This window comes from Burkholderia sp. Ac-20365 (assembly GCF_017104715.1).
Lineage (GTDB): Bacteria > Pseudomonadota > Gammaproteobacteria > Burkholderiales > Burkholderiaceae > Paraburkholderia.
The window spans coordinates 1-20904 of the sequence record NZ_JAAGPI010000004.1; the positions used below are offsets into that span (position 1 = coordinate 1).

At 59.1% G+C, this 20904-nt stretch carries 25 protein-coding genes; 1 reads left to right on the forward strand and 24 read right to left on the reverse strand.

Features of this window, described 5'->3' with window-relative positions:
• From G3O01_RS08570 to G3O01_RS08585, 4 genes are all read right to left on the reverse strand, one after another.
• Positions 1–399: hypothetical protein (locus G3O01_RS08570; protein WP_205804111.1), on the reverse strand; the 399-nt coding region annotated here is incomplete at its 3' end.
• A gap of 171 nt (positions 400–570) precedes the next feature.
• On the reverse strand, positions 571–1239 hold the full coding sequence (locus G3O01_RS08575; protein ID WP_205804112.1) for a hypothetical protein: 669 nt from the start codon (positions 1237–1239) through the stop codon (positions 571–573).
• A gap of 174 nt (positions 1240–1413) precedes the next feature.
• Entirely contained in the window at positions 1414–2265 is an 852-nt protein-coding gene (locus tag G3O01_RS08580; RefSeq protein WP_205804113.1) for a hypothetical protein, read from the reverse strand.
• Positions 2266–2673: 408 nt separating this feature from the next.
• On the reverse strand, positions 2674–3267 hold the full coding sequence (locus G3O01_RS08585; RefSeq protein WP_205804114.1) for a hypothetical protein: 594 nt from the start codon (positions 3265–3267) through the stop codon (positions 2674–2676).
• A 246-nt stretch (positions 3268–3513) separates the two neighbouring features.
• Between G3O01_RS08585 and G3O01_RS08590 the strand changes: the two genes are divergently transcribed.
• Positions 3514–3693, forward strand: coding sequence for a hypothetical protein (locus tag G3O01_RS08590; protein ID WP_205804115.1), 180 nt, complete (start codon positions 3514–3516; stop codon positions 3691–3693).
• Between the two features lie 74 nt (positions 3694–3767).
• On the opposite strand, the gene G3O01_RS08595 is transcribed toward G3O01_RS08590, so the two are convergent.
• The 20 genes from G3O01_RS08595 to G3O01_RS08690 all read right to left on the reverse strand — a co-directional run bounded on the left by G3O01_RS08595 (position 3768) and on the right by G3O01_RS08690 (position 20846).
• Positions 3768–3986 (reverse strand): hypothetical protein, encoded by a 219-nt coding sequence (locus tag G3O01_RS08595; protein ID WP_205804116.1) that lies wholly within the window; start codon positions 3984–3986, stop codon positions 3768–3770.
• Between the two features lie 171 nt (positions 3987–4157).
• Positions 4158–4859 carry a hypothetical protein gene (locus tag G3O01_RS08600; protein WP_205804117.1) on the reverse strand — a complete coding sequence of 234 codons (702 nt, stop codon included), beginning with the start codon at positions 4857–4859 and terminating at the stop codon, positions 4158–4160.
• Between the two features lie 378 nt (positions 4860–5237).
• Complete coding sequence (locus tag G3O01_RS08605; RefSeq protein WP_241023811.1) at positions 5238–6665, reverse strand: SAM-dependent methyltransferase; 1428 nt, start codon at positions 6663–6665, stop codon at positions 5238–5240.
• 138 nt (positions 6666–6803) lie between these two features.
• Positions 6804–7472: a hypothetical protein gene (locus tag G3O01_RS08610; RefSeq protein ID WP_205804118.1), complete on the reverse strand. Its 669-nt coding sequence runs from the start codon at positions 7470–7472 to the stop codon at positions 6804–6806.
• A 211-nt stretch (positions 7473–7683) separates the two neighbouring features.
• On the reverse strand, positions 7684–8592 hold the full coding sequence (locus tag G3O01_RS08615) for a hypothetical protein (RefSeq protein WP_205804119.1): 909 nt from the start codon (positions 8590–8592) through the stop codon (positions 7684–7686).
• Between the two features lie 177 nt (positions 8593–8769).
• Complete coding sequence (locus tag G3O01_RS08620; protein WP_205804120.1) at positions 8770–8997, reverse strand: hypothetical protein; 228 nt, start codon at positions 8995–8997, stop codon at positions 8770–8772.
• 65 nt (positions 8998–9062) lie between these two features.
• Positions 9063–9881 carry a hypothetical protein gene (locus G3O01_RS08625; RefSeq protein ID WP_205804121.1) on the reverse strand — a complete coding sequence of 273 codons (819 nt, stop codon included), beginning with the start codon at positions 9879–9881 and terminating at the stop codon, positions 9063–9065.
• A gap of 380 nt (positions 9882–10261) precedes the next feature.
• Positions 10262–10615: a hypothetical protein gene (locus G3O01_RS08630; protein ID WP_205804122.1), complete on the reverse strand. Its 354-nt coding sequence runs from the start codon at positions 10613–10615 to the stop codon at positions 10262–10264.
• 173 nt (positions 10616–10788) lie between these two features.
• Positions 10789–11613 carry a hypothetical protein gene (locus tag G3O01_RS08635; protein ID WP_205804123.1) on the reverse strand — a complete coding sequence of 275 codons (825 nt, stop codon included), beginning with the start codon at positions 11611–11613 and terminating at the stop codon, positions 10789–10791.
• Between the two features lie 173 nt (positions 11614–11786).
• Entirely contained in the window at positions 11787–12236 is a 450-nt protein-coding gene (locus G3O01_RS08640) for a hypothetical protein (RefSeq protein ID WP_205804124.1), read from the reverse strand.
• A 161-nt stretch (positions 12237–12397) separates the two neighbouring features.
• On the reverse strand, positions 12398–13006 hold the full coding sequence (locus G3O01_RS08645; protein ID WP_205804125.1) for a hypothetical protein: 609 nt from the start codon (positions 13004–13006) through the stop codon (positions 12398–12400).
• Between the two features lie 296 nt (positions 13007–13302).
• Positions 13303–13776, reverse strand: a complete 474-nt coding sequence (locus G3O01_RS08650) for a hypothetical protein (protein ID WP_205804126.1) — start codon at positions 13774–13776, stop codon at positions 13303–13305.
• A gap of 482 nt (positions 13777–14258) precedes the next feature.
• Positions 14259–15134 carry a hypothetical protein gene (locus G3O01_RS08655; RefSeq protein WP_205804127.1) on the reverse strand — a complete coding sequence of 292 codons (876 nt, stop codon included), beginning with the start codon at positions 15132–15134 and terminating at the stop codon, positions 14259–14261.
• A gap of 118 nt (positions 15135–15252) precedes the next feature.
• Positions 15253–15984: a hypothetical protein gene (locus tag G3O01_RS08660; protein WP_205804128.1), complete on the reverse strand. Its 732-nt coding sequence runs from the start codon at positions 15982–15984 to the stop codon at positions 15253–15255.
• A 290-nt stretch (positions 15985–16274) separates the two neighbouring features.
• Positions 16275–16709, reverse strand: coding sequence for a hypothetical protein (locus tag G3O01_RS08665; RefSeq protein WP_205804129.1), 435 nt, complete (start codon positions 16707–16709; stop codon positions 16275–16277).
• A 169-nt stretch (positions 16710–16878) separates the two neighbouring features.
• Positions 16879–17181, reverse strand: a complete 303-nt coding sequence (locus G3O01_RS08670; protein WP_205804130.1) for a hypothetical protein — start codon at positions 17179–17181, stop codon at positions 16879–16881.
• Positions 17174–17788, reverse strand: a complete 615-nt coding sequence (locus tag G3O01_RS08675) for a hypothetical protein (protein WP_205804131.1) — start codon at positions 17786–17788, stop codon at positions 17174–17176. Before G3O01_RS08675 ends, G3O01_RS08670 begins: the two co-directional genes overlap by 8 nt.
• A 223-nt stretch (positions 17789–18011) precedes the next feature.
• Positions 18012–18881: a hypothetical protein gene (locus G3O01_RS08680; RefSeq protein ID WP_205804132.1), complete on the reverse strand. Its 870-nt coding sequence runs from the start codon at positions 18879–18881 to the stop codon at positions 18012–18014.
• Positions 18882–19092: 211 nt separating this feature from the next.
• Positions 19093–20004, reverse strand: a complete 912-nt coding sequence (locus tag G3O01_RS08685) for a hypothetical protein (RefSeq protein WP_205804133.1) — start codon at positions 20002–20004, stop codon at positions 19093–19095.
• A gap of 257 nt (positions 20005–20261) precedes the next feature.
• The gene (locus tag G3O01_RS08690; RefSeq protein WP_205804134.1) at positions 20262–20846 is read right to left on the reverse strand and encodes a hypothetical protein; all 585 of its coding nucleotides are present in this window, start codon (positions 20844–20846) and stop codon (positions 20262–20264) included.
• Positions 20847–20904 lie beyond the last annotated feature (58 nt).

Below are 20904 nucleotides of genomic sequence, written 5' to 3' on the forward strand. Positions count from 1 at the left end.
CTGGCTCAGAAGAGCCTTCGACTCGGTCGATACCTTCTCCACGCCGTGATTGTCACGGGCGCAGATTTCAGTGCCGCCCTGCGCGCGATAGACGCAGACCTGGGTAGCGCCGTAAGCCGAGCACAACTGCTGCCAGGTAGCGGTATCAGGATCAATCTCTCCCGCGAGATCCTCGCCAATGCCATCAACGTAGATGCGAGCAGCCTTGTCTCCGTACATATCGTGCGGAGACGTTGCAAATCCCACCGCAACGATGTCGCAGCCGTCGTCCACCCGAAATTCGAACGAGTTCACGTTCGCATACTCGGAGAGTATTGCGCCAGCACGGCGATGGGCGTTAGCCAGGATCGAACGCGCTTCGATGTCCCCCGCGCTCCGTTTCTGTTGATCTTGCTGCATCTCTTCCTCCGAAAATGCCGAACTCCGGCGTATAAAAAGGAAGGGAAACTCCTTCGCACAGGACAATCGACCTCTGCGAAACAGTCTTGGATGACCACCACTTCCCGCACCGTCGTTGCCGGCGCGGGAAGCGTTCATACTGTTAAGAAGGCGCGTTGTACGCCATTTGCGTTACTGTTCATACACCCACAATCTCTGGCCGTGCCCAGTCCATCCATACGACCGAACTTGCAGTCCGTCTCGCGGGTGCTCTGTGCGGCCAGGATAGATCACCTCGCCGAGCGCTGACGCGAAGCGAATTGCTGCCTCGTCCATCGAGTGCGCGCGTATGCGACGCTCAACATGGACACTATGGTTTTTCCCGCTATACGCCGAGACCCGAAACGCTCGCCCGTCCGCCGGCCCGGTGTTCTGGGTCGCCGTTGGATCCTGCAGACGCTCCGGCACCCGGTCGTCGATCGGCCATTCATACCTGCGAGACAGTTCCTGTGCGTAGCTGAGCGCGAGACTGTGCGTGCCAAAGTCACCAACGCACTCGGCGGCACCGTGGCCATCCGCATCAGGCCGAACACGAGCGTAGACCGAGAAGAAGTGGGGCGACTCGTTGTCGACGATGCAGCTACGAAGATCCGACAGGTCGGTGTCACGTTCGAAGCGCACGCCCTCGATTTCAAGCCGCTGGTACCGCGCGGTGTTGTCGCCGCCGATGACATCGTCAGCGAATCGATCGTCCAGCAGCGTCGGCTCCGTAAGCATCGCAGCTGCCGCATTCTGGGTGATCGGTCGTTTCGGGAAAACCAGGCGACGCAGCGCTTGAACCGCTACCGTTTCATTGTTCATCGATAACTCCTTGTTTGAAATGCCCTGCATAGGGCTGACAGAAAAGGAGCGACAACGGTGGTCGGGTAAGGCGCACGGCCTTACCGGAACACGCTGCATGTGGACGGAACGCCCCCATTCACGAAGTTCCGCGAATGGGGGCACCAATCATTGCTGGGCGTCTCAAGCCGCGCTTTACCTGCGGGTTAGGGGATCCGTCTCGAAATCGCCGAGGGGGCGTGACACGGAGCCCGCTTTCCCGACGGCCATAAGCTTTTCGATCGTCTCGGGCCGCACGCCAATAACAGCCGGACTGTTGTCGGTGGTCATCAGGAGGCTCGATAGCGAGGTCACACGTGCTTCGGCGTCACCCTCCGCTTGCGCGGCCACCACGAAAGCCCGTGCACCATCCACTGTTTCGAAGACCGGGTACTTGTTGGCTCGCACCGACCAGCGACCGAAATCCGATGTGACCTGCTGGTCCGGCGCTGCAATCGACACGGCCCGCACGAGGAGCTGCTCGCAGAGTCTCGCGAAGACGCTCTCCATCTCGTTGCTAGACGGCGTATTGCCAACGATGTGACACCGGCCCGAAGGTTCCTGAACGGACCATCCTTTCGGCGCAGCCGATTCGATCGTCCAGCCATCCAGCCTGAACGGTCGAAGCTTCACGCCGCCGACGAGAGCCGCGCTCTCGAACGCAAGGTCGATTTTTTTCGCATCGTAGTGCGCGTCGATCATCACCTCGCGCAGGTATGGAGCCGGATCGAGGTTGACGTCGCCGCTACGCAGGAGCTCGTAGCCAAAGGACTGCCCGAAAGGCTGCGCCACTTCGTAGTAGTAGTTGCACAGGTGTTCGCCCGCTTCGTCGAACAACAGTGCGATGCGGTCGAGCAGCAGCGCTGACCGGCCGACGAGATCGATGAATTCGCACTGACCGCCGAAGGCTTCGAGCTTGCCATCGGCGAGGGGGATGTTGATTGACGCATGGGCGCCAATTGCGACATAGCTGACGGTCAGCGGTTGCGGGACGATGATCGCAGCCATCGAATGCGCCAGACGCTCTTTCTGATTCATTTGGACTATCTCCATGAAACGTGCCTTTGCGAAGGCGGGTTAGAAGGAGAAGAGCGAGAACGCTCCGATCAGCCAGGTGGCTCAGCGGAATGTTCGGTGCTATGAAATTTCAGAACGTCGGGATTGGGTGAGGCGGAGTATCTGAGCGCACAGGAGACGGCGAGCGTGCCGGTTACTGTTGCTGAATGCGGCGCGCGGGCCTCATAGAGGTTGGTTCCCACCGCGCAACGAAACGCGACGGTTATTTCCCGTGGCGCCGGCGACTTGAGGGACCAACAGCATGCCGATCTAAACGGCTGAGTCAGATTCTAACACCGGTCGAAGGGGTGCCGTCGACGCCCTGAGGGCATCGACGGAATTTCTTTCTCAATACCTGCGTCAGGAGGCCTGGTTCAAAGCTTCGATATAGGCTCGCTTCACATCACCATACTTAAGCGGGAGACCAGTTTCGAAATTATGGCGTCCGTGCCACCCCTTGATGCGCCGCCCGAGCTGTTGCGCGACAAGCGTGCGGCGGCGGTTCGTCGAGACGAGAACGCCGATTTTCTCACTCGCAAATACGTGGATCGGCGGCGGCTCATGTCCTTCAAGCGCCATCTCGACATAACGGGCATACGTCCGATGCTTGCGGATGCCGTCTTCAGTTTCACTGGTCACAAGATCCTTCGCGTCAAACTCATCGAGATACTCGGTGTAGCACTCCATGGGATCACAGATGTATGCGTCGATCTTGGCGGTGCCGAGTTCGTGACGCGGAAACTCGGACGGCTCCATCATGTTGGACCAGACGAGGTGTCGGTCCCTGTCGCGAAGTGCCTCAATGCTCAGTGAGACGAGGTCGTGTACAGCCCGTCGCGGTAATCCGAAACGTTCCATTACCTTACCCACCGCCTCTTCGTTCACCGTCGGCTGCGATTCCAGTGGGGCGACGCTGGTCTTAGCTATCGCGACACAGGCCGATTGCTCATTCATTTGACTTCTCCTTTCGATGCCGCGAAGAGCGGCGAACAAGAAAAGGAGGACAGCGGCACTCTGATGAGATGGAACGGTTCAACTCATCACAATGCCTCACCCTGCGTAAATCCCCGCACGCACTAAAGCAAACGTAAAACTTGCCGATAAGAGGGGCATCTAACGAGACTCGGGCCTCGTTGCCATGCAGATGGCGCTTGTCTCAGGCCCGCAACGCTTTCAGTGTCTGGGAGGGCTATGCTTACGATGTACGAACTCAGGGCGGAACTCGAGACGGTCAATCTGAAGATCGCTCTGATCCACGCGAACGCCCGTAAAAAGGCCATTTCCGAAATCCAGCAGAAAATGCGGGAGATGGGACTAACGACCACGGCGCTACGAAAGCGCCTCGAGGACGATCCGTTCGGCCCAGGGCCGCGCCACTGAGAGTCTCGATCCGCACATTGTGTTTGCCCCACCCGCCAGGCGAGTGGGGCTTTTTTTTCGCGTTCAGTGCAGGCTTAGCTGCAGGTTTTCGGGTGACTCACCGGAAACACCAGAACCCGGCCGTCCTGACACAGAATGAAGTCCCCTTGTTCGCCTTTGGGTTGAACGACTACGATCGTTGATCGGGAGGCCACCGGCGTCGGCGCTGCAGTCGTGCACGCCGAGCACACTACCGCGCAGGCCAGCGATCCGATCGCGATTCGTACAATCGACGCCATCTCTTTCGTTTTCATCGAACTCTCCTTTGATGCCGCCGGTTGGCGACGCTAAAAAAGAGGCTCTGCTTTGGCGAGCCCCCTTCGGAGGGGACTCGTCAAAACATCACACAGTGATAGCGCATCGATGTGGCCGCGGTCTGGCGCGCCGCCCGGATGGAGCGACGCGTCAGATGCGGTATTGCGGTTTTACTGGTTATGTCCGACGCGCTCGTCACGTTCCGAAATCTCGGCGCTGCTGCGAACCCAGTGATGGCTGTCGTTCAGCAACGCGGTTTTCGCTGTGTCGTCGCACTTGCTGAAGTGAGACGACGCGATGGTCGCACGAGCGCCGCGATCCAGCTTTGCGATGTCTTCTGCACTGATGGAGTCCTTCGCGGCGAGCGTTGCCACCTCGGCGTCGCGTGTCGCGTAAAGCTTCTTGACGATCTCGCTCGGCATGCTGCCCTTCGCGGGATATTGCGCCGCGAGCTCGAGTGACGAAAGCGCACCGACGGGCACCGCCGCGTTGATTTCATCGCGGTAGCGGCTCAGCGCGCTACGGGCCGCTGCTTCGAAGTGGACGCCTTGAACCGACTTGGCCCAATTGACGATCGGCGCGCTGACGCCTCCTTCGATGAACGAGACACCCACGCCCTCATGGGTATCCGGATCCGCTGCGAGAATCACGTTTCGAATCACACCGCCGCCGGCGAGACGTACGACACCGTCCATATGCAACAGGTCGAGGATGAGCTTGACCTTCGAGAGCGCGAGCGGCTCGGCACGACTAACCAGGCGTTCGACACGGCTCAGGCGGTCAACGAACCAGTCCGGTTGTACCTTCTTCGTACCGTCTGCCATGAAGACGACGGGCGTGCCTTGTACTTCCATTGCTACTTGCTGATTCATCTGTAGTTCCCCTCTGTGTTGCCTGAATTGCAGGCGTTTAAGAAAGGGTGAGCTTCGACGGCGGCACCGTGTCCATATGAAAGACTAGCCGGGCTCAGGAAGTCCAATGAAGATCGCGCGAACATGCATTGCACGCTTGCGCCATGTCCATGACGGACGCCGGTAGGAATTGGGAACGATCGCGGAAATGGCCCGATGAAAACCTCGGGCATAGACTTACTTGGGGCGCGGCACGACGCCGGCGAATGCCGATTGAAACGGCTGCCTGCGATTCTAGAGCAGGAGAGCCGGGTGGACAAGCGGGCGAGTGATGAAGAGGGCGCACGCGCCGCCAGAAAGGCGGGCGCGTGCGCGGGGCTGACTACCTACGAACTACCGTCAGCGCGGAACGAACGGCAGTTTCCGCAGCAGGGTAGTGGTCAGCGAGTGATAGGAGTTTTCAAGGCGGTCTGCGTGATCCTTCACCCATTGATGGGCAAGAGGGCTGGCGAGTGCAGACTCGATTTCAGCAAGGTTTGCCTTGCCCGCAGAAACGATGCTCAGATTATGGTTGATCGCTAGACAGTCCGGCGGGATACGCACAGCCTTCGGCCCCTTTGCGATCCGGGGTACCAGCAACGACTCCTGCGAAAGATCAAGTTGATGGAAGGGCTCCGGCGGGAGCCAGAATTTGCCTTGCTTGCCCCTCTCCGCCATCGTATCCATCGTCCGATGGAGGTGGTCGAGCACTTCCCGACACGGCTCTTCGTCTGGACGCGTCCTAATTGCCCAACGACGCGGCGCCTGCAGTTTCCCATCGCAGAAATCGTCCGTGTCGACCGCAGGGATCAGAACTTCCGGAGGCAACCGCTTCGCCACCTCTGCATCCACAACGAAAACACCGGCCGTGCCGAGCCAGGGGGCAAGCCTCACCTTCGCGACTTCTCCAAGCGTTGGCAACCCCTCGTAGGGTGTCTCGTCCACGCCCGGATAGATCGGTTCCATGGACAGTGCACGTCCGCCCTCATCCGCACCGAGAACGATGCTGATGGGGTGAATGCGCGGCGAAGAGCCCTTCCGACGGAACTTCGGCCGGTAAAAAGCACTCCCTACTGCAAGCCGCTCGACGTGCGCCAGCGAGACCCTCTTTCCCAAGGCCTCCCGCAGGCGGGCCGCAGATGCATTCGTTAACCATCGATCCGCTGTGACTAGCGCAATCTTCCCACCCGGCTCGACGACGCGGCTGCACCGCTCGAGAAAGCTGTGAAGAAGATCGGCCGACGCATAGTCGGGCACCACCCCACTGTAAATCTCTCGCAGATATGCCGGAACGTGCGCGGCGCGAAGGTATGGCGGATTCCCGGCAACGCAACCGTAGAGCGTTGTCGGCCCGTCGACGAGAAAATCCTTGTTGTGCACCATGCGGGTTGCAGTGATGATCGCGAAGCGGGCGTCGACTCCGTGCTTCTGAAGCACTTCTGCGACTCGGACCCGTGCTTCACCGCATGCGCCCGGGTGAATCTCCCATCCTTCGATGAGATCGCAAGGATCGATGTCCAATCCGAGTGCCAGCAGGCGTTCGAGCGCGCGTGCCAGAAACATCCCATCGCCACAGCTCGGGTCGAGCAACTTCGTTTTGGCAGCCGGCCAGTTCAACCGGTCAAGCAAGTCGTCGACTACCGGCTGGGCGGTGTAAATGGCTGTAGCGAAATGCAACGCGTCGATGGCTGCCGTACGAATTGCACTCGTCTCGTCTTCGAACATCAATTGCGGCTGCGCAAATACAGCGCTGCGCGACAGGCCACGCTCGTTCAATGTCTGATTCATAGGGTCCCCAGTTCTTGCCGCTCTCGCGACGATAAAAAACTGGAGCGTCAGGACGCTATTCTGAAATCGTTCGATCTCAGGAAAGGGGCATGTAACGTGAAGCGCGGGGCGGACATACCACGCGCGGCACGGTCTCTCTTACTCGAGACCAGCGATCTTGATTGCGGCCCGCACCGCGCGACGCAAACGTCCGCTAGTCAGCAGATTGCCCAGGAAAGCCGCTATAGCATGCCTGTCGAGGTCAGCACCGTCGTCCGCGAAGAACGTGAGAGACGCACACTCTCCGAATGAGCCTTCAATATCCCCAAGGCCAAAGCGCTCGACCTCAAGATCAGTTAGACGCTGACATAGTTCATCTGAAAAGATCTCGTCTAGCAGGCCGTCTTCATCCTTCTCGGCAGCCTTCAGGAAGATCTCAAACTTGAGGCAATCGCGGACCTTCTCGTCAAACTCGAATTCGAAGATGCGAATCCATCCCCAGTCAGTCGCGAACATCGGCGCAAGGCGTTCCGCCTCCCCTCGTATGCCATCGATGTCTGCCTGCGTAAGATCGCTCGCCATCCCCTGATAGTCGACTTCCATCCGGACCTCGATGTCGGACGCAAACTTCGGCTGTCGTCCTTGCGGCAATGCGGCTAGCTGGGCGCTTTCAATACCCGTTTCAAGGAGCGCCGCGATTTCCTCTTCAGTGAAAACGCGGCGATCGGTGACATCGCAGTGATTCATCGCGCCGAAGTACGTGCTGGCTATGCCTGGGCGGCTGTTGCCGCGTCGCGAGCTGGCGGTAGTGTGGATCGGGTCGGTCATGGTGGACTCCTCATCGTGACAGTTGTCTCGCACCCGACATGAGTGCGATATCTCTGGCGGCCGTGGACAGGCAGACAGAAATATCGGACCGGTTTTCAATGGCGTGGACCGCTTGCCCTCGCGGCTTTGGCCTCGACGAAGAAACCCGCGCGCGACCTTGCGGTCACACGCGGGTTGAAGCTGGCAACGTTGAACGATGTTTAACCAGACCTCAGAGGTCAAGAACCCGATCAACGTGTTCGTTCAAATTGATGGCCGTGCCGTCCTCGAGCGTCAAAACGCCGTCCTTGACCGTCACATTGCCTTGCACCCCGGCGAGCGTTCGGACAACCTGAAACAGCCGGGGACTTTCGCTCACGAGATTCAGGAGCAACTGGGCCTCAAAATCGGACAGAGGCACGAACGACGAATCCTGCTCCCGCAGCATCGCCCAGTCCGTGGGGGCGATCCTTGCCATATCGAAACCGTTGTATCGCACCCATGCCGACAGCGTTCCGTCGCCGAATGCATCGATGCCGTCTGGCACCCGAAGACTCCCCGTACGCGTCGCGGTCAATGCGTCGCCATTCAGCAACGACGGGAGCGCAATGGCGCCGCACAAACGCAGGTTGCGCACGATTTCTGCCGTCCGGGGCTGGGAAACGTCATAACGACGGGCGATGCGGTTAGCGAAAACGTCGAAAGACAGCCGTTCGTTGCGCTTGAGGAGATGCCCGAACGCCTGAATCGCGTGGTCGACGTTGTCCCTGACTTCCTTGTCATCGGCCTTGTAACGTGCACGCATCTCGCCCAGACGATCACGCTCCACGTATGCCCGCAGGTGTTCATTTGCGCGCAGGCGTGAGGGCAGGTGGCCCACATGCTGGCCCTTAGCGTCGATCGCATACGCTTCGCGGACGGCGGCCCCTTCCCCGAACCGGACGACGAAGTGAACGGTAGTCGTGTCCCATGCTTCGTCTGCCTCGTCTTCCTTGACGAACACCGGACAAGTCCACTCACCGTCGCCCGTAGTGAATGTCCAGCCCGATCGATCGTGAACAACCAGTGTGTCAAAGTCGTAGCGCTCAAATGCGGAGTCCGCGACGTCGCGACGGGCCTGTTGGAGTTTTTCCTGATTCATGATTGGGTCTATCTCCGTATTGCCTGCTGACAGGCGTTGAAAGAAGACCACGAGCGGAACACGCTCTGGCAAGCGCGAGGCTTGCCGGAACGGTCTCCTGACGCCCCATCTCCCAGTGGAGATGAAACGCCGGCACGAGAAGGTCATTTCCAGGCGAGGCGTGGGTCACGGCAGCCGTTAGCTGGCAGACTGCGAACCCTTGCGCGCGACGAGTTGGGCGTCATCGGCGTAACCCCAGTTTTCTTCGCCGTCGCATTCGTACACGACGATCGGCGCGGCGTCCTTCTGATTGAGAGCGGTCACAACACCCGTCTGACCATCGACGAATATCGTGTCCCCCACATTGATGTTTGCAATAGCGTTTCCCAAGGCGGCCGATCTCGACAGGTCAAGCTGGATCGGCACTTGTCCTGCGCGTTGTCCACCACCGTCGTCCGAACATCGGGCCGATGGTGGTGGTTGACGCCCGGTCAGCCCGCGGATGGAGCCGTACGATCATCAGCCTGTCGAACGACAGGACACGATAGCAGGATCGTCATCACCTGCTGCATGGAGCCGATACTGGATGACACCCGCGATAGCGCTTCTCCGAGCGAGTAGCAGTCTTCGTTGTCGGAGAGTTCGACCATCAGGTAGCGCAGGATGCCGTCGCCGCACTGCGCAAGAGCCAAGCGGAACTCCGCTACAGTCTTGCTCTGCGCGAGATGCTTGAACTCACCGCCGCGGTACAGATCAAGAATGCCGACCTGACAGGGGTTCAGCATCAACGGTGCGTCGTCCGGAACGGAACTTGCCGCCAGCGCCGGGTTCCCGCGCAGGAAAGCCAGCACCGACTCCAATTGGCGGCCCGCCGCGTCTGTCGCGTCGAACGCGAGGCACTCACCTTCGAAGCCCTGGTTCTGCGCGCTCTCGATTGCGTCGTCGTAATGCTTTCCGTCGTCGCGCTGTCGCGAGCTTACCGTCATCGTACAGGTGTGGAATTCGGGCTCACCGGATGCGTTGCGCGCCAGTACGACGACCGGCACCGTACCTTCATCCTGCTGGAGTGCCCGAAGATCAGCGCTCGTTTCGACGAAATGCGCGAGCGATGCCTCGAGCGAGCCTTTCCAGACTCCGCCGAGTTTGACGCCGTCTTCGCAGTAGATGTTGAAGGTCTCGCCCTTCTTGATGTTGAGCCCGACGGTTGCACGCGTGACCTTCGGAATACCCGCGACGTCGTAGTCGTCAAAACCGTGTTCCCGGCCACCGACGTGCATACAGATGATGTCGCCTTTGTTTGCCTGATTCATGATGCGCTCCCGTTTGTCGTGCCGAAAAATTCGGCGTTAAAAAGGAGGCGAGCGGGTCGCTCTGGTGAACCGTCACAGGTTCAGCGCAACGTACCCTGGAGAGGAAATTCAGATGGCAGATCTTTGATGCCGTTCAACGGCTGAGCGGATGTTATCACACGGCTGCCCGACGCCTACGGCGCGCGCCGCCAAAAAAAAGGCAACCCTACACGGTCGCCCGAAGCGCCCCTGACAGGCGGCGCGTTTCAATCACGCAGATGTCCGGGGAAACCGTCCACCTGAGCCGATTCTAGCTCATCGGACCGGACATGCCGGCGGTGCGGCACAACGATCAACGTTGTGCCGCACGCGTGCGACGGCGGCTGGGTAAAAGCACCGCCTTACGACCCGGCGTGCTCCTTCATCGCAGCGAACAATTGAAGATCGACGGCCGCGATCGCTGCCGCGATTGCCTTCTCGTCATCAATCGGCGCCGTCTGGCCGCCGATATAGAGGGCCGCGTGCATCACACCATTCGAGAGTCCACCGAGATGTGCGCTGACCCTGACGGCTCCCGTGACAAGCGCTGCCTCGACCCACGCGGTCCGCGCGTCGTCGAGGTATTTCATCATGAATGCGTCACCGCCTTCCTCCCATTCGCCCGGCAGCACTACACATCCTCCAAGCAAAGAGGTGACCGGCAGAGCCGCATTTCCGCCACCACGTGTGGACTGGATAACGTTTTCGGTTTTCATGGTTTCCCTGTATTCCGCCTAAGCGGTGTTAGCAAGGAAAGAGCAGTGCTCAGTTCAGGCGGGGTGCCTCAACTGAATGCGCTCAAACAATAAGCGATCCTTGACTAGTGATATGAGACCCCGCCACCGGCTACGTGGCGTAGGGTCTCTCTCATATCGTTCGACCTACTTTCTCAGGCCGCTTCAAGCAGGACTTCTGTCTGCTCTTCGACCGCATCGATGATCGACCGGACAACCTCGTCCGTCGAGCGATGCAGTTGATCACGGATCGTTTCGTGGCAAGTCTTCACAGTTTTCACCGTGAATTGACTGTACGGTGTCAGCAGATCCAGCGCCCCTTGTATGGAAGGCGTGCCAGCCACGTACCATACACGCGCGCCATCCCGATCGTATCTTGCGCTACTTGCGTCGTAGGAGAAGCCGCTGTCGAGGAGCGCAGTACGCAGGGCACCGTAACGCTTCGCGAACAAGGATTGCACATGCTCCGTCCAGTCCCGCTCCTTGCCTTTGTCGCGCTTCGGAAGCGGTTGCCCGTCAAACATCGCGACAGGCGCCCATTTGCGTCGCGACAGAAGGCCGTCGAATCTGGACATCCATTTCAGCACGCGTGGCAGACAGCTGCGCAGCGAGTCCAGATGCTCTTCGTTGCCCAGAAATTCCGCATCGAAACCCACGTCCGCATACAGATCCTGGCCAGACAGATCGAACTTGCAGCCGTCGAGCACGTTGAACTGGTGTTCGTACGCACCTTCGATCATCCCGCCGAATGCGAGTTTGAAGAAGAGAGTAGCGAACTTGCACGAACCGGCCATGTCCTGCGGCGGCAGTTGATCCCGCTCGCGTGCCCGCTCTCGCCAACCATCGACGAGCACATGTCTCGCGATAGCAACCTGTTCGGCAGTTGCCGCGTGCTGGCCATAAGTTTCCGCACGAAGCCAGCCGACCGTGATTTCTTCTGCGCGCAGAATCGCCTCGCGCCTGATCTGTTTTGCGTTCATTGATGAAAGCTCCTTCAAGTCCTGACAGACAGGGTTGGAAAAAGCGTTCCGGATATTCGCAAATCCGTTGAGGTCAAGAATGACTTCAACTCAAAGGATTCGTACTATCGCAAAAGTGCAGCGCCGACCCGGGAGGTCGGCGGCACGCTGGTCCTTGACGAGAAAGTGGGCACTCAATGGCCGACATAGCCCACAACGTGTTTGTCCATCAGCAGCCTGTAGAACCCGTGCCGCTCGCCAACACCCTGCTCGCAGAGGCGGTGGAACTCGTCCCATTCCTCCGATTTCTCTTCATGGCTCAACAGATCCCACGCCGCCTGCGTGCCGTGTTGAGGCGACAGATACTCGTCGCGCTCGTTGGCCAGCACGCCCCATTTCCACTCCTGCTCAAGCGAAGTGCCAACGAAAAGCAGTGGTACCTCGGCGCCGCGCGGCGCGTGATACCCGAGAGACTCCGCAGCGGATTCCCAATAGCTGACGTCCTCGATGGGCAGGTTCCCGCCGTGCATTGGTCCAACCGTCGTCAATATGAGCGCGAGGGAGTGGGCACACCGGATTTCCAGTGCGCTCAACGGTCGAAACTGATAACGCGGAATGCCATAGAAGCTGTCTTCCGATTGCATAGCTGCCTCCAATGTGTTGCCCGATGCGGGCGCAAGAAAGAAGGAGACGGCCTTCTGGTCAGTTTTTGACTCACCACAAGAACGTAGCCAGTTTCATGAGGGTTCGGCGGCCGGTGGTGTCCTCGCCCCGTGAAAGGGACGAGGCACGGTTACCGGGGATGTCACCCAGTCACAGTCGGGACATCATGTTCGTCGTCCAGCCGGAAGTGCTTGTCGCGCTCGTGGTCCTTGATCGAGCAGGATTCGTTATTGAAGACGACGATGTTCCGCGCCTTGCTCAGGAGCTCCGGATATTCGGGAAGCTCCCAGATCAAGCCGATGAGTGTGCGGGCGAGATCGAGTCGACAGTCCATCAGGTAGAGCGAAGTACTGGAACTCTCACCCGCTTTTTCCTTGATTTTCTGAAGTTCGAGCCCGTCGTTAAAGAGCGCTTCGAGAACGTCCGTTCCCACTCCCGCGTATTGCTGAACCAGCCCGACAAGTTCTGCCTGTTCGAACCGGTACGCAGTGTTCACGTCGTGATAGCCGTTGTGCGTGAGCGTGAGCATTTCACAGCTGTCGGGTGCGATCTGCTTCATCAGCACAAAGCGTTCGGCGTCGATCGCGCAAACGAAGATCTCGCCACGCTCCCAGTTCTTGCTCGAGCGGACCTTTTCCACGAGCTCATCGATAGTCGTGTAGTGGCCGATACGGTCAGGATTGCACGATTCACCGTGTTCTTTCAGGACGGCCGCGATTTTCTCGACCGGCAGTTTGATTGCGTCATTCATGGTTTGGCTCCGTTGCCCAAGACCGGGCGTTTGAAAGCCTTTCGCGTGGCATAACGCAAACCAGCAGAGACTCGCGACGCAAGGTCGCCCGTGAGAGTGAATCACTGCTGGATTGAGGTAGCGGATGTCGACGAAGCAGTCGGACGCGCATCAGAAATTGCGCGGTGGTACGCGGCGCGTAGCCGCAAGGAGCGAGCGGTGGAGGATGGAGAGGATAGGGGGATCCGGGAAGAAGGAGGGCGCCACCAATCTCAAAGAGATGGTGGCGCCCAGTACTTTTAGTCTGGCGAACGACGTCAGATTGCCGAACGCACGATACGACCACTACCGAGAACGAGAACCTTCGTACCCGGGAGGATCGGATTGCCTTGCTCCATGGGTTGAGCCACAGAGATCATCGTACCGTTATCCAGACGAACGATCGCCTGAACACCGCGCGACGAACTTCCAAGATTGCTAACGGCAGTGATACCCGTCGTGACCATGGCGCCGACTCCGATCTGGGTCGCGATGCTGCTCTTGTGGAACACCTGCGAGACCAGAAGGCCCACGGGCGCACCAGCGAGTACGCCTTGAAGCGTCGAACCCGACTGAGCAGTGATCGCGACTTCACGAACCTGGAGCACGACACCGTGTTGCACGTTTTGCGACATGTACGCTTGGGAACGGTCGAACGACGGCGCGTCGATCATCCCCAGCCCTGCCATATTTGCGCAACCCGTGAGGCTGCTGACGAGAACTGCGATGAGTGCGACGATAGCTGCGCGCATGATTGCTCCTTGCCCAAAGGGCTTTCCGGTTTGATGGTTGAATACTTCGAGTGCCGATATCGGCGGGAAAAACCGGAACTGGCAGCTGGAACGGTCCAGTTGCAAGCAGGCTTTAATGTCGAAGTAGTCGGGAGCAGGTGCGCGTGAATGCGCAGAAGGATGCGGGCGTCAACAAGCGACGACGCTTCTCAGATCCGCGAAGGAGTGCAGGTAGACCAGTCCGAAACGACGCCAGACCGCCGGGAAACCAGCATTCGCTGGCAAGGTAGGCGCGGCAACCCGCAAAGGACAATTTTACGATTGATGGACCCGGGCTATCCGAATCGATTTAATGCCGCACGCAGAACGGCGTGCCGTAAGGTTATCCGATTTTCACGAGTCCCTGCAACAGCTTTCTTGCCAATTGCATGCGATCGAAAAAACAGCGCCAGCAGCATCGAGAAATCTCGAGCTTGCTGGCGCTGCAGGTGCAGGTTCAGGGATTACAGCGTCCTGACGTTCGTAGGTGCTACGCCAGGCTTCGACGTCGGCGCGGCCTGTTTAGGCTGAGCGGCTTGCTCCACGTTCGGCAGGAACATCGCCCGAAGAAGCACGTCGCGATGCGGTTCCTCGACCCGGTCGATGGCGTCCAGCGACTTTGCTGTCATCCAGCAGACGTCAGCCGGGCTTGCGTGTTCACGGTCCACCGATGCGGCAGCATATCGCTGGATGTCCGCCTTGGTCGTTATCTGCTTTTCCACGGAGATTCCGAGCGCACGGGTCGCCGCGTCGCGTTGCTCCTGCGTCGGCACGTCAACAGGCGTGTGTTTTGCGAAAGCCTGCAGGATGAGATACACGTAACCGAAGTACTTGTCGGCTTCCTCGTCGCTCATGACACCAGGTTGAGTCGCGCGGGTCATGACCGTCATGATGTCGGTCGTACCGTAGCAGTCTGCGGGTGCCCGTTCGAACAGCGCGGTGATGAGTTCGACAAGTCCGAGCCGATCTTGCGGCGTGAGCCGTGCGATTCCGCTTTTCATCACCGTGGCGCGAGCTTGCGAATCGGCCATCAGGTGGCGAAGGTCGCCGGCACCGCCCGGCAGCCCCGCAATGTCCGGATCATGCTTCACCCGGTCGACCCACTTTTGGAAGATTGCCGCCTTCTTGCTGCCCGGCTCAATGCCATAGTGTTTGAGCCACTGATCGTGGATCGCCTGCTCGAGCGCCGATGCGGAGCCTACAGCGTCCGACGCGCCGGCGGTGACGTCGGCGCTGGCCACGACGGTTGCGGTTGGAACACTGTCTGCGGCAACGGCAGGCAGATTGATGAAGGCGAGAAAAGCACCTACGGTCACCAGCGTACGAATCGATTTTTTCATGGTTTTATAGAACTAATGGTTGGACGTTTTGACGGCAGGAAAGGGCGCTTCTTTAGGGAAGCCGCCCCATTTCCGTGCGATCGGTTGAAGTTGAGCAGCGACGGCTTGCGCCTTGCCTTTATGCGTTCTGCGTATCGGGCGTCAGCGTGCGAGCCGAACGCCCGGAGGCGATCGCCCGAGTCAGGTAATGGCGAACCTGAACCATCTCCCATTCCTCTGTCACGCCAGCGAGCATCTCAATCACGGAGTCAGCGAGGAGTTCCCCTGCCTCCGCGTAGTCGCCCTTCGTCAGGGCGTCATTGATTTGCGCGCCAAGCTGTCGAGCCGTCGAAGAGTCGGTCCGGATCCGCAGATGAGGCCCATAGAAGGCCCCATGACCGCCAAAGCCATACAGACGCTCCTGGTCGCTGTGCCAGCCAGCTTCAGTCGCGACAGAGACCAGGTTGTGGCCATCGCGGAACTGCATCGCGAGGTCATAGAGATCCGCCACCGGCGCATCACCGTCGAACTGGTCAGCTTCAGCGAGACGCCGGCAAACACCGTCTGTCACGCCAAACTTCCGTGCGAGCACAATAAGCCACTGCGCCATGTCCGTTTCTTCCGCACCGTCCGGCAAACTCACACCGATAGCCGAAGCATGGCGTGAAATCGACAGCGCCACGTTCTGCCAGGAGACATCGGTGTCTTCGGCAATTTCACGGATCTGGTGCTGGTTGGAAGGGAAATCGGCAGCGCGAACCTCTCCCGGGTTCAGTTCGTAAGTGTCGAACAGGGCGAGGAGAATCGGCGTTACCTTCGGCTCACCGTCGAAGATGAGCACGCCAGTCTTGTCGTAATACGTGTTTGCCATGAAAGGACTGCTCCTGATGAGACGGAACACTCCCTCGACGGGAATGCGTACCCGTCGGGTTGATAGACACGGCAGGCGGCTGCCCGCTTCGTGTGATTGATAAACGGCGTGCCGGAGTGACCGGCGGTTTAAAAAGTGAGAGCCCCTGTGGGCTTCGCGAATCGCAAAGATTGGCGAAAACCACGGCGGCGACCGGTAACGAACGACGTCCGAACTACTTCAGATGACGACTGGCGGAGTGATCCTCCCGCGCCGTCAGTGACGGGCGGGAGGTGTTTCAGGTTTGATAGTCAGTGCGTCATGAGTGCCGACCCGACAATGCTGGCCAGCGCCACAACCAGAAGCGTGGCGAGCGCGATGCTCGAGGCCTTTCCGATCATGCGCATAATGCGGCCTGAGCCTGATCTGGAGTCGGCCGCACTGGCAGGGTGCGGTAGCATCGCTTCGAGTTCGCGTACGACAAAATTCGCGCTGCCCTTGAACGAATCGACCTGGCCTTCCGTCATTGCAAAGTCGGACTCATGGACCAGTTTGTTCCGGACGGTAGCCAATTTGCGCGTTGCGCGGCGGACATCGTCGTCCAGATCATTTCCCGCGCTTGTCACGAGGTCGTGAAGACCTCGACCACCGTAACCAAGTTCGCGCAACAGAGACTCGACCTTCTTTGCCTGGGGCAAAACGACCTCATACAAGGAGTCGCTGCCGTTTCGGCTTGCAGATTTCATCAAAACTCCTCTCCGTGATGCCCCGAAAGGCTTTGAAAAAGGCGGGCGGATACCGCTCTGTTGAAGATCAAAACACTTCAGCGCAGCGTTCCCGTCGCCTCTCAGTTTGCTAGAAGCGCCCAGGAACCGATGAACGGTCCTGGGCGTGTCACTTTCACTTAATGGTCATCTACGACGCCAAAGCCACTGTCGTGGACGGCGCCGCGTTGGCCCATTCAAGTTTCCAGCGCCAGCAGTTCAGCGTGATACGCCGGCTGGACTTTCTCGGCCTGTTGCTCGAATGCCACGGGATTCGCGCCATCAGATCCGTGCACTCGCGATTGCGGTAGATCACGATGTCCTGCTTGCGTGTCTGCGGATGATGCTGGAGCAGAACCGCGTCGTTCGTGTGCTCTCGTCGCGCGAAGACGGTGATCAGTAGCGAAGGCTTCGCCGTATTTCCGTTACGCATCGCGGCTCCCGTTTCATTCATCGGCTGTCTCCGCTGGGTTTCCAACGTAACCCAGGGCCTCGATGAAGCCCTGAACCGCCGTCATGCTGCGGATGTCAGTCCCGAGCGCATGCGACAGATCGAAGACACCGTCCACCCTGAGCTCGCCCGGTTGAGCGGAATCCGAGAACCGCGCCTTCACTGCGCGAGTGTCCGGACACTCGCTCTGGAAAAACATCGCCGGCAGCGTACCCGGGACGCTCACGTGGCTGACGATTGCGAGCCACAGCTTTTGCCCCGTCGGATTTGATGGTTGCTGGGATGCGGCTTCTCGCGCTGCCTGGAACGAGCCCAGAACACGCTGCGCCGCAGCGTTCCCGTCGTACTGTGCTTTCGAGAGGGTCCGCTGGACGTCGTAGAACGCCTTTTCAACCTTCGAAGCGTCGACTTCGGGAAGGGCCTGCGCCATCACATCGAGCGCCGCGATGTCGCCTGCCGCGATCACAGTCTGAGCCCCGGCGGGATCGTCACGGTCAAGAACCAGGCAGCGTACTGCCGGGCTGGCCGTGAGCACTTTCTGCACTGAGCCGCCTTCCACGATGATCAGGACATCGTTTTGCAGGCCTTTCTTGCTGTTGTTTCTGTTCATGAATGCTCCGGTGTTTGCCCATAGGGCGTTAGGAAGGCCGGAGGAGCCGTTCATGCCGGCTCTGTACTTCTGGATAGACCCCGTTTTGGATGCTATCCGGAAGCCGCATGCGTGGGTTTCATACGTGCGCGAAGTGGGGCGCCCGCCATCGCAACACTTTTCGAAAAAACCCGCCATCCTCGAGAGATGGCGGGTAAAGGCTGACCTGCGATACTAGTATTTCTTACGCGGCCGCGAAGAGATCAAACCCTTGCTGAATTGGGTCGAGTTTCTTCGGATACGGCTTCGCTGGCGCAAACGCCTTCTGCAATCTGCGCTTTTCGTGAGGCCGACCAAGCGCAAACGCATAGACGTGGTTGCCGGGATGACGAACTTTACGAAACGTGTCGCCCGAAAGAACATCGGAAAGCCATTCGGCCGGATCCTGCCCGAAGCGACGGGCCGGCGCGCCGAGCCTGACGAGCGATCGCTCGGCCCCTTGTGCGCCATTCTCACCTAGGCGAATTTTTGAGATCGCACGGGGGCTCACAACGATGCCACTTCCATTGATATGGTGAGTGCGTGCCGTTGACCGACCGAGGTATGTCGAGCTCAGAGCCTTGTATATAGTGCCCAAATGCCCCGGCATAATGAGTTCACCGGTATCAGCCTGACGCGGAACCGGGTCTGCGTAAGCGATCACACCGCGCAGGTTCGGTCGTGCTTCATGCAACAGCTTGAAGCACCGCGACACGAACCATGATTCGCCACAGTACGGGACGCTTTCATCGATAATCAGTCGGCCCAAATCGATGCCGTCCGACGCGGGGAGCCCCAGATACTTCGGAACTGCAGCGTTGTTCATTCCCACACTAAAGATGCAGACACCGACCAGGTCTTTTCCACGAAACAGACCCATCCGCTCGACAGCGGCGGGATAGCTGTGTGAATAGTGGTTTTCGACAACGAAGCGCCGGGCGACACCATCCGCCACCATGTCGACCGAATAGTCGCGGCCACGAAATCCCTCGTCCCGGTCAAGCCGCCAAAAGGCCTTTCCCATTTTCCATCGCTGCGACGGGCAAGCAGCCGTGGTCAGAAATGACGGATTCATACTTTGCTCTCCTGTTGCCACACGGCGGTGGCGTTGAAAAAGCAGGGGAGCCGTAGCGCTTGAGTGAATCAGACAGACTCACTCAAACGGGCGTCGTCACACCGTCTTCCTGACAGCGGGTGAGGCGGCCAAAATGCAGAGAACCCCACCGCTTGCGCATGTGGGGCTCTACTGAATTGCGATTATTTCCGAAGTAGCAGGGCCTCAGTTGCTAGACCGACCGCAGACCGCTCGGCGAGGTCGTCTTGAGTTTTTCTTCAATCTCGGCGCGACGACTCGCAGCGGAGCTTCTGATCGCGGCACGCAGCGCGTCCGCCGACGGATACCCCTTATCCCCTGAGCGCGGAGCGAGCAGGTCATTCTGACACCATACAGCCCACAAGTTCTTGTGGCCTGTCACGATGATCGAGCGTACTTCCAGCCACACGTCCTGTCCCGGGTTGTTCAGATAGCTCAGGATGCGCTTTTTGGAATCGTCCGAAAGAGGACGGTCCAAACCGTCGTAGCAGCCTTTGAACAGATCTTCCTGGGTCGCCCAGCTTCGTGCTGCCGCCGCCGACTGCGCCAGCCAGTACTCGTGGGACTGCACTGCCGAACGACGATCCAGTTTGATCTTTTCCTGGTCGGTCAACGCCCGAAAATATTGGTATCGCTCGTTGTTTTTCAGAGCAAGTTCAATCGCACCTGCGCTTTCTTCCAGGCTGGGATAGAAGATGCTGCCAACACCATACCCGCCGCCGACGCTGATCATCTTGTCGACATCCACCCCAAGCTGCACGAGTTCCTTGATCAGGCCATTGGGTCCGACGCGAGCTTCGACTTCCTTGATCAAGGGAGCATCCCACGCGCGCGTGCATATCCCGCGCTCGTCGACTTCGGCAAGCCGGCCGTTCGGAATCCTCTCCTCGAGAAAATACCGGAAGCAGGGTCGATTGCAGTCGTCGAGTGTCTCGGAACGACGCACATGAAATTCGCGCCGCGTTTCCGGATCGACATAGTGATATCCGATCTCATCGTCCCCACCATCGTCGTGCGTGACGAAACTCGCGAGGATCAATTGTTTCGTGGTCGCTGCTGACAACGCTCCTGCTACCTTACGCAGTGCGGTCTTTCGTGCCTTCATAAGTATCTCCTTTCTGCCCTTGATGGGCGATGCAAAAAGGAGTGCGCGACATTCTGGTCAGATCGAAATCTCACCGGATCGCCCGCAAGCACGATCATTCGAACAGCCCGAGTGGGCCTTTTTCCTATGTTTGATGCCGTTTGACGGCTACAGGCATTGTACCGTATCCGATATGGCTGCCGCGAGCAGCCAGCGTAGCCACGGGTGAAGCGGCCGCCCCAAGGGACGACCGCCTGTGCTGCGTGTCACATTGCTTTTCAAACTTCCGTCGAGCCTACCCAACGGCCATTCAGGACAGCGTCGGCGCCATAGTGATATTGCGAGAAAGCGAGCGCTCGTGGGCTGTTGACCGCGTTCCAGAGCGACGATTCCGTCCATCGTGAACTGACGCTGAGCCGGTACTCGTAACGGCCGGAGAGGTCTTTCAGCACGAGTTCCAGATCGACACCTTCGGCGATCGGTCGATCGACGTACGGTTGATTGATCAGCGGCCAGATCTTGATGGCCGGAGCGTTCTGCCAATGCCTCGCGGTGAACGTCGGATCGAAGCTGCGCGTGACGAAACCGCACCACCAACCGTTGAGAAACCGTCGTGCATCCGTCAGACGGCTAACCTCAGGGTGACCTTGGCGCTCGTCTGCCTCATTACCGAACGCAACCGCCATGCAGCCGCGATCTTGCGCGTAGGCCATGCGAAAGAACGCCGCGTCCCAGAATTGCCAGCGCAGCGCGAATCCCAGTTCGACGACTCTCTTGCGAAGCGCCGCGACAATGCTCCGTGCGGCGATCTCAAGGCGCGTCAACATACCAGCTGCCGCTACGGGCGTATCGTTCGTGCTCATCCCAATTCTCCATGCCCGAGACCCGGGCGATTAAAAATCGGAGGCGAATCGCAGTGAG

Excerpts from the sequence above, each read along its gene's own strand:
- G3O01_RS08630 (WP_205804122.1), bottom strand. The coding sequence starts at position 10,615 with ATGAAAACCGAAAACGTTATCCAGTCCACACGTGGTGGCGGAAATGCG.
- G3O01_RS08595 (WP_205804116.1), bottom strand. The coding sequence starts at position 3,986 with ATGAAAACGAAAGAGATGGCGTCGATTGTACGAATCGCGATCGGATCG.
- G3O01_RS08600 (WP_205804117.1), bottom strand. The coding sequence starts at position 4,859 with ATGAATCAGCAAGTAGCAATGGAAGTACAAGGCACGCCCGTCGTCTTC.
- G3O01_RS08655 (WP_205804127.1), bottom strand. The coding sequence starts at position 15,134 with ATGAAAAAATCGATTCGTACGCTGGTGACCGTAGGTGCTTTTCTCGCC.
- G3O01_RS08625 (WP_205804121.1), bottom strand. The coding sequence starts at position 9,881 with ATGAATCAGGCAAACAAAGGCGACATCATCTGTATGCACGTCGGTGGC.
- G3O01_RS08585 (WP_205804114.1), bottom strand. The coding sequence starts at position 3,267 with ATGAATGAGCAATCGGCCTGTGTCGCGATAGCTAAGACCAGCGTCGCC.
- G3O01_RS08675 (WP_205804131.1), bottom strand. The coding sequence starts at position 17,788 with ATGAACAGAAACAACAGCAAGAAAGGCCTGCAAAACGATGTCCTGATC.
- G3O01_RS08665 (WP_205804129.1), bottom strand. The coding sequence starts at position 16,709 with ATGAAATCTGCAAGCCGAAACGGCAGCGACTCCTTGTATGAGGTCGTT.
- G3O01_RS08660 (WP_205804128.1), bottom strand. The coding sequence starts at position 15,984 with ATGGCAAACACGTATTACGACAAGACTGGCGTGCTCATCTTCGACGGT.
- G3O01_RS08580 (WP_205804113.1), bottom strand. The coding sequence starts at position 2,265 with ATGGCTGCGATCATCGTCCCGCAACCGCTGACCGTCAGCTATGTCGCA.
- G3O01_RS08590 (WP_205804115.1), top strand. The coding sequence starts at position 3,514 with ATGTACGAACTCAGGGCGGAACTCGAGACGGTCAATCTGAAGATCGCT.
- G3O01_RS08575 (WP_205804112.1), bottom strand. The coding sequence starts at position 1,239 with ATGAACAATGAAACGGTAGCGGTTCAAGCGCTGCGTCGCCTGGTTTTC.
- G3O01_RS08610 (WP_205804118.1), bottom strand. The coding sequence starts at position 7,472 with ATGACCGACCCGATCCACACTACCGCCAGCTCGCGACGCGGCAACAGC.
- G3O01_RS08635 (WP_205804123.1), bottom strand. The coding sequence starts at position 11,613 with ATGAACGCAAAACAGATCAGGCGCGAGGCGATTCTGCGCGCAGAAGAA.
- G3O01_RS08615 (WP_205804119.1), bottom strand. The coding sequence starts at position 8,592 with ATGAATCAGGAAAAACTCCAACAGGCCCGTCGCGACGTCGCGGACTCC.
- G3O01_RS08680 (WP_205804132.1), bottom strand. The coding sequence starts at position 18,881 with ATGAATCCGTCATTTCTGACCACGGCTGCTTGCCCGTCGCAGCGATGG.
- G3O01_RS08645 (WP_205804125.1), bottom strand. The coding sequence starts at position 13,006 with ATGAATGACGCAATCAAACTGCCGGTCGAGAAAATCGCGGCCGTCCTG.
- G3O01_RS08650 (WP_205804126.1), bottom strand. The coding sequence starts at position 13,776 with ATGCGCGCAGCTATCGTCGCACTCATCGCAGTTCTCGTCAGCAGCCTC.
- G3O01_RS08670 (WP_205804130.1), bottom strand. The coding sequence starts at position 17,181 with ATGAATGAAACGGGAGCCGCGATGCGTAACGGAAATACGGCGAAGCCT.
- G3O01_RS08685 (WP_205804133.1), bottom strand. The coding sequence starts at position 20,004 with ATGAAGGCACGAAAGACCGCACTGCGTAAGGTAGCAGGAGCGTTGTCA.
- G3O01_RS08640 (WP_205804124.1), bottom strand. The coding sequence starts at position 12,236 with ATGCAATCGGAAGACAGCTTCTATGGCATTCCGCGTTATCAGTTTCGA.
- G3O01_RS08690 (WP_205804134.1), bottom strand. The coding sequence starts at position 20,846 with ATGAGCACGAACGATACGCCCGTAGCGGCAGCTGGTATGTTGACGCGC.
- G3O01_RS08605 (WP_241023811.1), bottom strand. The coding sequence starts at position 6,665 with ATGAATCAGACATTGAACGAGCGTGGCCTGTCGCGCAGCGCTGTATTT.